General features: G+C 71.1%; 10 protein-coding genes. 5 read left to right on the top strand and 5 right to left on the bottom strand.

Going from position 1 to position 14,107, the window contains the following annotated elements; translation table 11 throughout:
- Positions 1-55 precede the first annotated feature (55 nt).
- Positions 56-901: a helix-turn-helix domain-containing protein gene (locus tag ABZX65_RS01290; protein WP_355333044.1), complete on the bottom strand. Its 846-nt coding sequence runs from the start codon at positions 899-901 to the stop codon at positions 56-58.
- 146 nt (positions 902-1,047) lie between these two features.
- On the opposite strand from ABZX65_RS01290, the gene ABZX65_RS01285 reads away from it, so the two are divergent.
- Together ABZX65_RS01285 and ABZX65_RS01280 are read left to right on the top strand one after the other, a co-directional pair.
- Positions 1,048-1,623, top strand: a complete 576-nt coding sequence (locus ABZX65_RS01285; RefSeq protein ID WP_355333042.1) for a TIGR03086 family metal-binding protein — start codon at positions 1,048-1,050, stop codon at positions 1,621-1,623.
- Positions 1,620-2,453, top strand: coding sequence for a hypothetical protein (locus tag ABZX65_RS01280; RefSeq protein ID WP_355333040.1), 834 nt, complete (start codon positions 1,620-1,622; stop codon positions 2,451-2,453). The genes ABZX65_RS01285 and ABZX65_RS01280 overlap by 4 nt, the downstream gene beginning before the upstream one ends.
- Here the strand turns inward: ABZX65_RS01280 and ABZX65_RS01275 are convergent.
- From ABZX65_RS01275 to ABZX65_RS01260, 4 genes are all read right to left on the bottom strand, one after another.
- A complete protein-coding gene (locus ABZX65_RS01275) occupies positions 2,450-4,057 on the bottom strand; it encodes a glycerol-3-phosphate dehydrogenase/oxidase (protein ID WP_355333038.1) in 1,608 nt (535 codons plus the stop codon). The genes ABZX65_RS01280 and ABZX65_RS01275 overlap by 4 nt on opposite strands.
- An 8-nt stretch (positions 4,058-4,065) precedes the next feature.
- On the bottom strand, positions 4,066-5,643 hold the full coding sequence (gene glpK, locus ABZX65_RS01270) for a glycerol kinase GlpK (RefSeq protein ID WP_355333035.1): 1,578 nt from the start codon (positions 5,641-5,643) through the stop codon (positions 4,066-4,068).
- A gap of 70 nt (positions 5,644-5,713) precedes the next feature.
- A complete protein-coding gene (locus ABZX65_RS01265) occupies positions 5,714-6,502 on the bottom strand; it encodes an MIP/aquaporin family protein (RefSeq protein ID WP_355333033.1) in 789 nt (262 codons plus the stop codon).
- 189 nt (positions 6,503-6,691) lie between these two features.
- A complete protein-coding gene (locus ABZX65_RS01260; protein WP_355333031.1) occupies positions 6,692-7,456 on the bottom strand; it encodes an IclR family transcriptional regulator in 765 nt (254 codons plus the stop codon).
- 329 nt (positions 7,457-7,785) lie between these two features.
- On the opposite strand from ABZX65_RS01260, the gene metH reads away from it, so the two are divergent.
- From metH to ABZX65_RS01245, 3 genes are all read left to right on the top strand, one after another.
- Positions 7,786-11,274, top strand: coding sequence for a methionine synthase (metH, locus tag ABZX65_RS01255; protein WP_355333029.1), 3,489 nt, complete (start codon positions 7,786-7,788; stop codon positions 11,272-11,274).
- Between the two features lie 155 nt (positions 11,275-11,429).
- Positions 11,430-12,131, top strand: a complete 702-nt coding sequence (locus ABZX65_RS01250; protein ID WP_355333027.1) for an HAD family phosphatase — start codon at positions 11,430-11,432, stop codon at positions 12,129-12,131.
- A gap of 332 nt (positions 12,132-12,463) precedes the next feature.
- The gene (locus ABZX65_RS01245) at positions 12,464-14,023 is read left to right on the top strand and encodes an ABC transporter substrate-binding protein (RefSeq protein WP_355333024.1); all 1,560 of its coding nucleotides are present in this window, start codon (positions 12,464-12,466) and stop codon (positions 14,021-14,023) included.
- The last annotated feature ends 84 nt before the right edge of the window (positions 14,024-14,107 follow it).

Raw genomic sequence — 14,107 nt, 5'->3', positions numbered from 1 at the left:
GGCCGGAACCGGGCACAGCCGCCCGCGTACCGGCCGAACCGCCCCCCGTACGGGCTCAGCGGCTCGCGTACCGGCTCGGCGGCGCGCCGACCGCCGCGGTGAAGTCACGGGTCAGGTGCGCCTGGTCGGCATAGCCCAGGTCGGCGGCGAGCGCGGCCCAGTCGATGTCGGCGCCGCCGTCCGCGCGGGCCGCGGCCTCGTGCAGCCGGGCCCGGCGCAGCACCCACTTGGGGCTCGCCCCCACGTACTCCGCGAAGAGCCGCTGGAGCCGCCGTACGGGCAGGTCCAGCTCGCGGGCCAGCTCGTCCACCCGGAAGAACTGCGGGCCGGCGGTGATCCTCCCGCGCTCATCGGCCGGGGGGACACCCCTCTCGATTCTCTCGACCAGGTCCGCCACCTCGGCCACCACCGGGTCCTGCCGGGTGCCGGGCAGCAGCTCCAGCAGATACTCCTCGGCCAGCGCCGTCATCGCCGCCAGGTCGTCCAGTGCCAGGATCTCCCGGCTCAGCGCCTCGACGGCCCCGGCCGGGCCGCCCAGCAGACCGGCCGCGGGCACCGCGCGGTCGGCCAGCTCCGCCACCGGCCCGTCGATGAACGGCCGGAAGGCGCCCGGCCGGAATTTCACCCCGAACACCTGGTCGCGCCCGTGCAGCACGCGGCTGAACACCCCCCGCTGCACCCCGTACACCAGTGGCTCAGGGGCCTCGAAGACCAGATGGACATTGGGGTGGGCGAGCACTTTCTGCTCGTGGTCCGGCCGCCCCCGCAGGTCCCAGCGCGGATTCCAGTAGAAGTCGACCAGAGCCGCCAGCGCGGGCCGCGGCTGCTGCCGCCGTACTTCGACGCGCCCGCCCGTCGCCTCCGGCCTCAGCACCCCGCGCCCCAGCCCGTGCCCGCTCATGCCCGTCACTGTAAACGCGGCCACCGACAACGGCGCGGGCACGCTCGGGCACGCTCGGGCACCGACAACGGCGCGGCCACGCGACACGGGCCGGGTGTCGCGTTTCTTCAAGACCGCCGTCCCCGGTCGCGCCTAGCGTCGAGGGCATGAACTTCCACGCACAGATCGCCGACAGTGCCGCGGAGGCCGCCCGGGTCGCCGCCGGGATCACCGACGACCAGCTCACCGGTCCCACGCCCTGTCCCGACTACGACACCCGCACCCTGATCAACCACTGGGTCGCGTACACCGGCCTCGGCATGGAGCTGCGCGCCCGCAAGGAGCCGCACCCCGCCGACCTCGGCGAGCGCGACTTCACCTCGGAGCCCGGCTGGGCCGCCGCCTACGCGCGGCAGCTCGACCGGGCCGCGGACGCCTGGGCCGACCCGGCCGCATGGGAGGGCGAGCTGGACATGGGCGGCATGGCGATGCCCGCGAAGGACATCGCCGGAATGCTCTTCATGGAGCTGCTGCTGCACGGCTGGGACGTCGCCAAGGCCACCGGGCAGGAGTTCAGGGCCGACGAGAAGTCCGGCGCCCTGCTGCTGGCCGTCGTGCGCGAGCAGGCCGAGATGTTCCGGCAGTACAAGGGCTTCGCGGAACCGGTCGCACCGCCCGCCGGGGCCACCGACTTCGAAACCGCTGTCGCCCTGTCCGGCCGCGACCCATACTGGGCGGCATGATCCAGCACGACCTCATCGCCCGGGTACGGGACATGTGCCGCGCCGACGAACGCCTCGGCGCGGCACTGATGTACGGCTCCTTCGCCGCGGGGGAGGGCGACGCCCACAGCGACGTCGAATTCTGGCTCTTCTTCGACCCGGAGCGGCGCGCGGAAGTGGACCCCGAGCAGTGGTGCCGGGAGATCGCCCCGGCCAATCTGGTGCTGCTCAACGAATTCGGCAGCCATGTCGTGCTCTTCCCGGGCCCGGTGCGCGGCGAATTCCACTTCGCGACCACCGACGACATCCCGACGGTCGCCACCTGGCCCGCGCGCGGCGCCGCTGTCGAGCGGATGGTGGTCGTCGACCGCGAAGGGCTGCTGACGCCCGTGCTCGAAGCGGTGCCCGAGCACCCCGTGCTCCCCGCGGCGCCCGACGAGATCGCCGACCTGTGCGGCCGGTTCGCCAACTGGCTGGTGCTCGCGCTGCACGTCACCGCGCGCGGCGAGCACCTGCGCGCGCGGGACGCGCTCTGGCACGCGGCCCGCCATGTGCTGTGGATGGCCCGGCTCGCCGAGGACAGCACCGCGCACTGGCTGACGCCGTCGCGCGCCGCGGAGGCCGAGCTGCCCGCCCGTACGATCGCGGCCGTGGCAGAGGCCAACCCCGTGAGCCTCTGGCACGAGGGCCGCGACCGCTGGCTGACCCTGCTGCCCAGGACCGGCCGCCCCGCCCCGACCGCCCTGTTCGCCGAACTCGACCGCCTGACCGCCGGGACGGCCCAGCCCGCCGGGACGGCCGAGGCCGCCGCGACGGAACCGCCCGCAGGGACGGCGGCCCCCACTTCCTAGTCCCGGCGAAGCACCCGCTCGACCCCTTCCCGCACCTCCGGCGTGTCGAGACCGCGGATGGTCAGCGTCGTCCGCCGCCGCAGCACGTCGTCCGCGTCCTGCGCCCACTCGTGGTCGCGGGCGTAGACGACCTGGGCCCAGATCTCCGGGGCGTCCGGGTGCACGCGCCGGGCCAGCTCCGGGTCCTCGTTGGCCAGCCGCGCGATGTCGAAGGCCAGCGAGCCGTAGTGGGTGGCCAGGTGCCTGGCGGTGTCGGCCGCCATGCGCGGTCCCGGCGCGTCGCCGTCGATCAGCAGCCGGTGGGCGACCGCGTCGGGGCTGGCGAAACCGGGCAGCGGGGCCCGGCGCGGCAGCGACGACATCGGCTCCATGTCGTCGGACAGCGGATGCCCGGGCAGCTCGGCCAGCTTGGTCATCACCGTGCGGCCGATGTGCCGGAAGGTGGTCCACTTGCCGCCCGCCACCGACAGCATGCCGCCGGTCCCCTCGGTGACGACCGTCTCCCGCTTGGCCTTCGAGGTGTCGCCGGGACCGCCGGGCAGCACCCGCAGACCCGCGAAGGAGTACGTGATCAGGTCGCGGGAGAGCTGCTGGTCGCGGACGGAGAAGGCCGCCTCGTCCAGGATCTGCGCGATGTCGGCCTCGGTGACCCGCACATCGGCCGGATCGCCCTCGTACACCTCGTCCGTGGTGCCGAGCAGCAGCATGTCCTCCCAGGGCAGGGCGAAGGTGATGCGGTACTTGTCGATCGGGGTGGCCAGCGCCGCCCGCCACGGCGAGTGCCGCTTGAGCACCAGGTGCGCGCCCTTGGACAGCCGGATCGACGGCGCCGCGGCCGGGTCCTCCATCCGCCGCAGGTGGTCCACCCACGGCCCGGTGGCGTTGAGCACCAGCCGCGCGTCGACCCCGAATTCGGTGCCGTCCACGCGGTCGCGCAGATCGGCGCCCGTGACCCGGCCCCGCGTGAAGCGCAGCCCGGTGACCTCGGCGTGGTTGAGCACGGTCGCGCCCGCGTCGACCGCGGCCCGTACCGTCATCAGCGCCATCCGGGCGTCGTTCATCTGCCCGTCCTCGTAGACGGCGACCGCGCGCAGATTGTCGGTCCGCAGTTCGGGCACGTCCCGCGCGGCCTTGGCCGGGCTGATCACATGGCCGACGCCGTCGCGGAAGGCGGACAGCGCCGAGTACGCGAAGACGCCCGCGCCGAGCTTGGCCGCGCCGTGCGGGCCGCCCTTGTAGACCGGCAGATAGAAGGTGAGGGGGTTGGCCAGATGCGGCGCGATGTCACGGGAGACCGCGCGCCGCTCCAGGTGGTTCTCCGCCACCAGCTTCACCGCGCCGGTCTGGAGGTAGCGCAGGCCGCCGTGGAGCAGCTTGGAGGAGGCGGAGGAGGTGGCCCCGGCGAAGTCACCGGCGTCCACCATGGCCACCCGCAGCCCCGACTGCGCGGCGTGCCAGGCGGTGGTGATGCCGAGGATGCCACCGCCGATCACCAGCAGGTCGTACGTGGCACGGCCGAGCAGATCCCGGGTCTCGGCCCTGCCGGGGTTGGCGCCTGCGGTCGGATGCGAACCCAGGGCGGGAACGCGCTGCGAGGTGGTCATGGGGTGAATCAGTGCTCCTCTGCGGTGCTCTCTTCGAGCCAGCCCATCGTGGCCTGCACGGCCTTGAGCCAGCTCTTGTACTCGCGGTCCCGTTGGGCCGCGTCCATGCGCGGGGTCCACTCGGCGGCGCGCCGCCAGTTGGCCCGCAGTGCCTCGGTGTCGGGCCAGAAGCCGACCGCGAGACCGGCCGCGTAGGCCGCGCCCAGGCAGGTGGTCTCGGCGACCATCGGGCGCACCACGGGCGCGTCCAGGAAGTCGGCCAGGGTCTGCATGAGCAGGTTGTTGGAGGTCATGCCGCCGTCGACCTTGAGGGCGGCCAGTTCGACGCCGGAGTCCTTGGTCATGGCGTCGGCGATCTCCCGCGTCTGCCAGGCCGTCGCCTCCAGCACGGCGCGCGCGATGTGCGCCTTGGTGACGTAACGGGTCAGCCCGGCGATCACCCCGCGCGCGTCGTCGCGCCAGTAGGGGGCGAACAGGCCGGAGAAGGCCGGTACGAAGTAGGCGCCGCCGTTGTCCTCGACGGACGAGGCCAGCGTCTCGATCTCGGCGGCGGTGCTGATCAGCCCCATCTGGTCGCGCATCCACTGCACCAGCGCGCCGGTGACGGCGATCGAGCCCTCCAGCGCGTAGACCGGCGCGTCGTCGCCGATCCGGTAGCCGACGGTGGTGATCAGGCCGTTGTAGGAGTTGACCGGGGTCTCACCGGTGTTCATCAGCATGAAGGTGCCGGTGCCGTAGGTGGACTTGGCCTCGCCCTCGGCGAAGCAGGTCTGCCCGAACAGCGCCGCCTGCTGGTCGCCGAGCGCGGAGGCCACCGGCACGCCGTCCAGCACGCCGCCGACCGTGCTGCCGTACACCTCGGCGGAGGAACGGATCTCCGGCAGTACGGCGGCGGGTACGCCGATCGACTCCAGGATCTTGTGGTCCCAGTCCAGGGTGCGCAGGTTCATCAGCAGGGTGCGGGAGGCGTTGGTGACGTCGGTGACGTGCCGGCCGCCGTCGACACCGCCGGTGAGGTTCCAGATCACCCAGGAGTCCATGGTGCCGAAGAGGATCTCGCCGCGCTCGGCGCGCTCGCGCAGGCCCTCGACGTTGTCCAGCAGCCAGCGGATCTTGGGCCCGGCGAAGTACGAGGCGAGCGGCAGGCCGGTCTCGCGCCGGAAGCGGTCCTGGCCGACGTTGCGGCCCAGCTCGCGGCAGAGCACGTCGGTGCGGGTGTCCTGCCAGACCAGCGCGTTGTGCACCGGCTCACCGGTGTTCTTGTCCCACAGCAGGGTGGTCTCGCGCTGGTTGGTGATGCCGATCGCCTTGACGTCGGCGGCGCTGAAGCCCTCGTTGTCCTGGGCGGCCTTGGCGATGGCGCCCTCGACCACCTCCTGGACATTGGTCCAGATCTCGGCGGCGTCGTGCTCCACCCAGCCCGGCTTGGGAAAGATCTGCTCGTGTTCCTTCTGGTCGACGGCGACGATCCGGCCGTCCCGGTCGAAGACGATGCAGCGGCTCGACGTGGTGCCCTGGTCGATCGCGGCGATGAACGGGCCGGTGCCGTGCGAGTGGGTGCCGGCGGCGGCGGTGGTGTCGGTCACGTGGTGCTCCTCGGGATCTGCGCGGGGGAAGTGGCTGCGGGGGAGTGGGCGTGGCGGTCTCGCGGCGGCCCTACGTGAAGGCGAGCTTGTACAGGCCGCCGGCTATCGCGGCGCCGGCCAGCGGGCCCAGCACCGGGATCCACGCGTAGCTCCAGTCCGAGCCGCCCTTGTTGGGCAGCGGCAGAAGGCTGTGCACGATACGCGGGCCGAGGTCGCGGAACGGATTGATCGCGTACCCGGTGGGGCCGCCGAGCGACAGGCCGATACCGACGACGAGGAGCGCGGTGAGCAGGATGCCGGTGCCGTTGAGCGCGAGTCCGGTCGTCATGCCCTGGGTGAGGATGAAGAGCACCAGGACGGCGGTGCCGATGACCTCGGTGAGGAGGTTCTGCACCGGGTTCCGTATCTCGGGTCCGGTGGAGAAGATGCCGAGCACGGGTCCCGCGGGCTGCCCCTTGCGGTCGGTCTCCGGGCCCTCGGGGGAGGTCGTGCCCGCGCCGACGATCTCGGGGTCGGTCAAGTGCGCCTGGAACTGGCCCAGGTAGGCCACCCACACCAGGAAGGCGCCGATCATCGCTCCGAGCAACTGCCCTATCAGGTAGAAGGGCACGGTGTGCCACACACCGGTCTTGATCGCCACGCCGAGGGTGACCGCCGGGTTGAGCTGGCCGCCCGAGTAGCCGTTGGCGATGTAGGCGCCGCCGAGCACCGCGAATCCCCAGCCGAAGGAGATGGCGACCCAGCCCGCTCCCCGGGCCTTCGACTTCTTGAGCGTGACGGCGGCGCAGACGCCGCCACCGAGCAGGATGAGCACGGCGGTGCCGAAGGTCTCGCCGATGAAGATATGGCCGTTGGACACAGCGACTCCTTTGTCCAAGTGTCTTTACGTCAGGGCACGGGCGACCCGAATCGCGTCCGGCGTTCGACAATGTCGACCGTACAGTGAATATTTTCTCTCCGGGAGCGGCAGGTCAAGAGGAGTGGACGGTGAACCGCGGAAGAAGGCCGCGCGGGCGCGTCGTCGGGGGCCGGATACGGGCGGGGCGGATCAGAAGCGGGCGGCGCCCAGATCGCGGGAGACGGCGCGGGCGCAGTCCCGTACCGCCGCCACCAGCCGGGCCTGGATGCCGCCCTCGTCGCAGACCCGTTCCACGGCGCCGGTGATGCCCACCGCGCCCACCGGCATCCGCCGCCGGTCGTAGACGGGCGCCGCGACCGAGGCCACGCCCTCCCATGTCTCCTCCAGGTCGGCGGCCCAGCCGCGCGCCCTGGTGAGGTCCAGCAGCGCCTCGAAGTCGGTGATGTCGGTGACGGTGCGCGCGGTGAGCGTCGCCCGCTCGTGCTCGGTCACCTCGTTGTGCGCCACCGGGTCGAAGGCGGACAGCACCTTGCCGAGCGCGGTGCTGTGCAGCGGGTGCATCGCGCCCACCTCCAGCGCCTGGCGGCTGTCGTCCGGCCGGAAGACGTGGTGCACGATCAGCACGCCGTCCTGGTGCAGCACCCCGAGATACGCCGCCTCGCCGCTGGACCTGGCCAGGTCGTCGGTCCACACCAGCGCGCGGGCCCGCAATTCGTGCACGTCCAGATAGCTGTTGCCCAGCCGCAGCAGCTCCGCGCCGAGCTGGTACTTGCCGGAGACCGGCTCCTGTTCGACGAAGCCCTCCTGCTGGAGGGTGCGCAGGATGCCGTGCGCGGTGCCCTTGGCCAGGCCGAGCGACGAGGCCACGTCGGTGAGTCCCAGCCGGCGCTCACCGCCGGCCAGCAGCCGCAAAATCGCCGCCGCGCGTTCCAGTGACTGGATGGGACCTGGCATCGGCGGCACTCCAAGCAGAGGGGGGTGTCATGATCAGCGGTCGACAATGTCGACCGTCATCATCTCAGAGATGATTCTGGCACCACGGTCCGCCCATCGGAATGCCTTCGAGCCCGGACGGTGCGGCCCGCTAGGCTGGCCGGGTGCGCGTCCCGCCGCCCTCCGATCCGTCGGCCCCGACGGGGAACGCATAGCCGACAGCCGTCGCATCCCAGGGAGCACGTTCCATGGCCTCGCTTTCTCCGTCGTCCCCTACGTCTGGTACGTCCGGTTCCTCCCCATCGGGGACGAACGCGGCGCCGACGCGTACCTCCCCGACCGCGTCGCCGATGGACGCACCCCGCGCCGCCGCCCTCCGCGAGGCGCTCGCCTCCCGCGTGGTCGTCGCCGACGGCGCCATGGGCACCATGCTCCAGGCGCAGGAGCCGACGCTCGACGACTTCCAGCAGCTCGAAGGCTGCAACGAGATCCTGAACATCACCCGCCCCGACATCGTGCGCTCGGTCCACGAGGCGTACTTCTCGGTCGGCGTGGACTGCGTCGAGACCAACACCTTCGGCGCCAACCACTCCGCGCTCGGCGAGTACGACATCCCCGAGCGGATCCACGAACTGTCGCAGGCCGGCGCCCGCCTGGCCCGCGAGGTCGCCGACGGCTTCGCCGCCGACGGCCGCCCGCGCTGGGTGCTCGGCTCGATGGGCCCCGGCACCAAGCTGCCGACGCTCGGCCACGCCCCGTACGGCGTACTGCGCGACGGCTACGAGGCCAACGCGGCGGGGCTGATCGCGGGCGGCGCCGACGCGCTGATCATCGAGACCACCCAGGACCTGCTCCAGACCAAGGCGGCCGTGATCGCGGCCCACCGCGCGATGGCGTCGGCCGGGGTGAGCCTGCCGCTGATCTGTTCGGTGACCGTGGAGACCACCGGCACCATGCTGCTCGGCTCGGAGATCGGCGCGGCGCTCACCGCGCTCGAACCCCTCGGCATCGACATGATCGGCCTCAACTGCGCGACCGGACCCGCCGAGATGAGCGAGCACCTGCGCTATCTCGCCCGGCACTCGCGTATCCCGCTGTCCGCCATGCCCAACGCGGGCCTGCCGGTGCTCACCAAGGACGGCGCGCACTACCCGCTCACGGCCTCAGAACTGGCCGACGCGCACGAGACGTTCGCCCGCGAGTACGGCCTGTCCCTGGTCGGCGGCTGCTGCGGCACCACGCCCGAGCACCTGCGGCAGCTCGTGGAGCGGGTCGGCGGCCAGGACCTGCACCCGCGCAGGCCGCGCCCCGAGGCGGGCGCCGCCTCCCTCTACCAGACGGTCCCCTTCCGCCAGGACAGCTCGTACCTGGCGATCGGCGAGCGCACCAACGCCAACGGCTCCCGCAAGTTCCGCGACGCGATGCTGGAGGGTCGCTGGGAGGACTGCGTGGAGATGGCCCGCGACCAGATCCGCGAGGGCGCCCACCTGCTCGACCTGTGCGTGGACTACGTGGGCCGGGACGGCGTCGCCGACATGGCCGAGGTCGCCGGGCGCTTCGCCACCGCCTCCACCCTGCCGATCGTGCTCGACTCCACCGAGGTGGACGTCCTGCGGGCGGGACTGGAGAAGCTGGGCGGCCGGGCGGTGCTCAACTCCGTCAACTACGAGGACGGCGACGGCCCCGAGTCCCGGTTCGCCAAGGTGACCGCGCTCGCCCAGGAGCACGGCGCCGCGCTGATCGCGCTCACCATCGACGAGGAGGGCCAGGCCCGTACCGTCGAGAAGAAGGTCGGGATCGCCGAGCGGCTGATCGACGACCTGACCGGCAACTACGGCATCAACGAGTCGGACATCCTGATCGACTGCCTGACCTTCACCATCTGTACCGGCCAGGAGGAGTCCCGCAAGGACGGCGTCGCCACCGTCGAGGCGATCCGCGAGCTGAAGCGCCGCCACCCCGACGTGCAGACCACCCTCGGCCTGTCGAACATCTCCTTCGGCCTCAACCCGGCCGCGCGCGTGGTGCTCAACTCGGTCTTCCTCGACGAGTGCGTCAAGGCGGGCCTGGACTCGGCGATCGTGCACGCCTCCAAGATCCTGCCGATCGCCCGCATCCCCGAGGAGCAGCGCGAGGTCGCGCTCGACCTGATCCACGACCGGCGGCGCGAGGGCTACGACCCGCTGCAACGCCTGATGGAGCTGTTCGACGGCGTCGACAACAAGTCGCTGAAGGCCAGCCGCGCCGAGGAACTGCTGGCGCTGCCGCTGGACGAGCGGCTCCAGCGCCGGATCATCGACGGCGAGAAGAACGGCCTGTCCGCCGACCTGGACGAGGCGCTGGCCGAGCGGCCCGCCCTGGACATCGTCAACGAGACGCTGCTCGCGGGCATGAAGGTAGTCGGCGAGCTGTTCGGCTCGGGCCAGATGCAGCTTCCGTTCGTGCTCCAGTCCGCCGAGGTGATGAAGACCGCGGTGGCGTATCTGGAGCCGCACATGGAGAAGTCGGACGACGAGGGCAAGGGCACCATCGTGCTGGCCACCGTGCGCGGCGACGTCCACGACATCGGCAAGAACCTGGTCGACATCATCTTGTCCAACAACGGCTACAACGTCGTCAACCTCGGCATCAAGCAGCCGGTCTCGGCGATCCTGGACGCCGCGCAGGAGCACCGCGCCGATGTGATCGGCATGTCGGGGCTGCTGGTGAAGTCCACGGTGATCATGAAGGAGAACCTGGAGGAGCTGAACCAGCGCGGCCTGTCCGCCGACTTCCCGGTGATCCTCGGCGGCGCCGCCCTGACCCGCGCCTATGTGGAGCAGGACCTGCACGAGATCTACGAGGGCGAGGTCCGCTACGCCCGCGACGCGTTCGAGGGCCTGCGGCTGATGGACGCGCTGATCGGCGTCAAGCGCGGCGTGCCGGGCGCGGCGCTGCCGGAGCTGAAGCAGCGCCGGGTGCCCAAGCGCGAGCAGCCGGAGCCGGACGGACCGGACAAGGCGGTCAACCTCGGCCAGATCCGCTCCGACGTCGCGGTCGACAACCCCGTCCCCACCCCGCCGTTCTGGGGCAGCCGGGTCGTCAAGGGCATCCAGCTCGCCGACTACGCGTCCTGGCTGGACGAGGGCGCCCTGTTCAAGGGCCAGTGGGGCCTGAAGCAGGCCCGCTCGACCGGTCCGACGTACGAGGAGCTGGTGGAGTCCGAGGGCCGGCCCCGGCTGCGCGGGCTGCTGACCAGGATGCAGTCGGAGGGCCTGCTGGAGGCCGCCGTGACCTACGGCTACTTCCCGTGCGTGTCCAAGGGCGACGACCTGATCGTGCTGCGCGAGGACGGCACCGAGCGCACCCGCTTCACCTTCCCCCGCCAGCGCAGGGGGCGGCAGCTCTGCCTCGCGGACTTCTTCCGGCCCGAGGAGTCCGGAGAGACCGACGTGGTGGGCTTCCAGGTCGTCACCGTCGGCAACCGGGTCTCCGAGGCGGCCAACGAGCTGTTCGCGACCGACTCCTACCGGGACTACCTGGAGCTGCACGGCCTGTCCGTGCAGCTCGCGGAGGCACTCGCGGAGTACTGGCACGCGCGGGTCCGCTCGGAGCTGGGCTTCGCCGGCGAGGACCCGGACGAGGTCGAGGACATGTTCGCGCTGAAGTACCGCGGCGCGCGCTTCTCGCTGGGCTACGGGGCCTGCCCCGACCTGGAGGACCGGGCGAAGATCGCGGACCTGCTGGAGCCGGGCAGGATCGGCGTGGAGCTGTCGGAGGAGTTCCAGCTGCACCCCGAGCAGTCCACCGACGCGATCATCATTCACCACCCGGAGGCCAAGTACTTCAACGCGCGTTGAGCGCGGCTCACCAGCGAGTCGTACACTTGACGGTCCGGCGCAGGCCGGTCGCCTTCCCGTCCGCGGGACGCGGCGACCGGCCTTTGTGTCCCCCGGAAACGGGACGGGCCGGCGCGACCGGCACCGGGAACCGCGCGAGCCGAGGAGTGGGGCGTATGACCAGCAGCATCCCTGTCGCCGACACCCGTATGGCGCAAGGCCCCGCCCTCCAGGCGGTGCTCCTCGACATGGACGGCACCTTGGTGGACACCGAGGGCATCTGGTGGGCGGCGGAGAGTGAGGTCTTCGCGGATCTCGGGCACGTGCTGGACGAGGCGCACCGCGAGGTGGTGATCGGCGGCCCGATGGCCCGCAGCGTGGGGCACCTGATCGCCGCCACCGGCGCGGACGCGACGCTGGCCGAGCTGATGCTGGCGGTCAACGTCCGCTTCGAGAAGCTGATCGCCCGGGGCGCGCCGCTGATGCCCGGCGCCCGCAGGCTGCTCACCGAGCTGGCCGCGTACGGCGTCCCGACCGCCCTGGTGTCCGCCTCGCACCGGCGGACCATCGATGTGATGCTGCGCACGCTGGGCGCGGAGAACTTCGCCTTCACCGTCGCGGGGGACGAGGTGAGCCGCACCAAGCCGCACCCCGAGCCGTATCTGACCGCCGCCGCCCGGCTGGGCGCGGACCCGGCCGCCTGTGTGGTCGTCGAGGACACCCTGACCGGTGTGGCGTCCGCCGAGGCGGCGGGCTGCCGGGTGGTCGCGGTGCCCTCGCTGGTGCCCGTCGAGGCCGCTCCAGGGCGTACGGTCGTCGGTTCGCTCGAAGAGCTGAGCGTGCCTTTCCTGCGCGCTTTGAATGCGCGCGTTCACTGAGCGTATTTGCTGAATAGGAACCGTCCAGAGGCGTCTCACGGGTCGGAATCCAGCCCCTGGTGATCTATGTCACGCGCGGGGAGGTCGACACCGCGCTGTCCTGCCTGGATGAGATCCGCAGATCGGGACGTGTGGCGCGGCCGAATGTCCGCAATGTTCCGACCGGGGAGGGATCGTACCGCCGTCCGTTTATCGGTGCTCCGAGCCCCGTTATCGGTATGTAATTCCGCCTCAACTTCGCCGTGCTCTAGCGGAGTAGGTCCCTCCGGCTAGTGTCCCTGCTGGTCAATGCCGAATCGAACGACCGGCATTTGAGCAAGGGGATTCACTGGATGTCACGTAACAAGCGTGTCGTCGCCGCAGCCGCCGTGGCCTTCCTGGCCGTCGGTGCGTCCGCGTGTGGTGGCAAGAAGGACAACTCGTCGGCCGGTGGCGGAAAAGGCGCCGTGATCGTCGGAACCATCGACTCGGTGTCGTCACTCGACCCCGCGGGAGCGTACGACTACGGCTCCTGGGAGGTCATCGACAGCGTCTACCAGAAGGTCATGCACTTCCCGACCGGCGGCACCACGCCGGAACCGGACGCGGCCAAGTCGTGCGCCTTCACCGACCCGAAGACGTACGCCTGCACGCTCCAGCCGGGGCTGGTGTTCTCCAACGGCGACAAGCTCACCGCCGCGTCGGTGAAGTTCTCGTTCGACCGCATGGTCGGCATCGCGGCGCCCAACGGCCCGTCCAGCCTGCTCGCCAGCCTGGACAGCACCGAGGCCAAGGGCGACGACCAGGTGGTCTTCCACCTGAAGAACGCCGACTCGACCTTCCCCTCGGTGCTCGCCACCGACGCGGGCGCGATCGTCGACGAGAAGACCTTCCCGAAGGACAAGCTCCTCGACGGCTCGAAGATCATCGGCTCGGGTCCGTACACGCTGGACAAGTACACGCCCAAGCAGCAGGCGTCGTTCCTGGCCAGCAAGACCTACAAGGGCCCGGCCAAGCTCAACAACGGCCAGTTCGTGCTCCAGTACTTCTCCGAGGCGTCCGCGCTCAAGCAGGCCGTCAAGGACGGCACGGTCAACGCGGCCTTCCGCACCCTGTCGCCCACCGACACCGCGGACCTGAAGAAGACCTCCGGCATCCAGGTGCTCGACGGCACCGGCACCGAGAAGCGCTACCTGGTCTTCGACGCCAAGGTGAAGCCGTCCGACCAGAAGGCGGTCCGCCAGGCCGTCGCCCAGGTCATCGACCGCGAGGGCATCGCCAAGGACGCCTACGACGGCACCGTGGCCCCGCTCTACTCCATGGTCGGCAACGGCATCCAGGGCCACACCGAGGCATTCAAGGACAAGTACGGCGCCCCGGACAAGGCCAAGGCCGCCGCGATACTCAAGGACGCGGGCATCACCGCCCCCGTCGACATCGCGTACGCCTGGACCCCCAGCCACTACGGCGCCGCGGCGGCCGACGAGGCCACCGCGATCAAGCGGCAACTGGAGGCCACCGGCCTGTTCAAGGTGAAGCTCAGCTCCACCGAGTGGCAGCAGTACCAGAAGGACGAGAAGTCCGACACGTACGCCTCGTACATGATCGGCTGGTTCCCCGACCTGCCGGACGCCGACAACGACGTCTCGCCGTTCCTGGGCAAGCAGCCCTTCCTCGGCACCGGCTACGACAACCCGGAGATCCAGCAGCTCCTGGTCAAGGAGCAGGGCACCGACGACGCCAAGGTGCGCGACCAGGCGTTCGCCGACATCCAGAAGATCGTCGCCGACGACGTCCCGATCATCCCGCTCTGGCAGGGCAAGCAGACCGTGGTCATCCGTGACGGCGTGACCGGCGCCGACAAGGCGCTCGACCCGACGATGTTCCGGTTCTACGAGCTCGGCTCCAAGTGACGGACGGCCGGTCCGCGGGGGTGACGCCCCCGCGGACCGGCCGCCGCGGCTGTTCCCCAGCCCGCACCCCAGCCCGTACCTGAG

Source organism: Streptomyces sp. NPDC003300 (assembly GCF_040610915.1).
In the GTDB taxonomy this organism is placed as follows: Bacteria; Actinomycetota; Actinomycetes; order Streptomycetales; family Streptomycetaceae; genus Actinacidiphila.
This window is presented reverse-complemented; position numbering and strand designations above follow the sequence as displayed.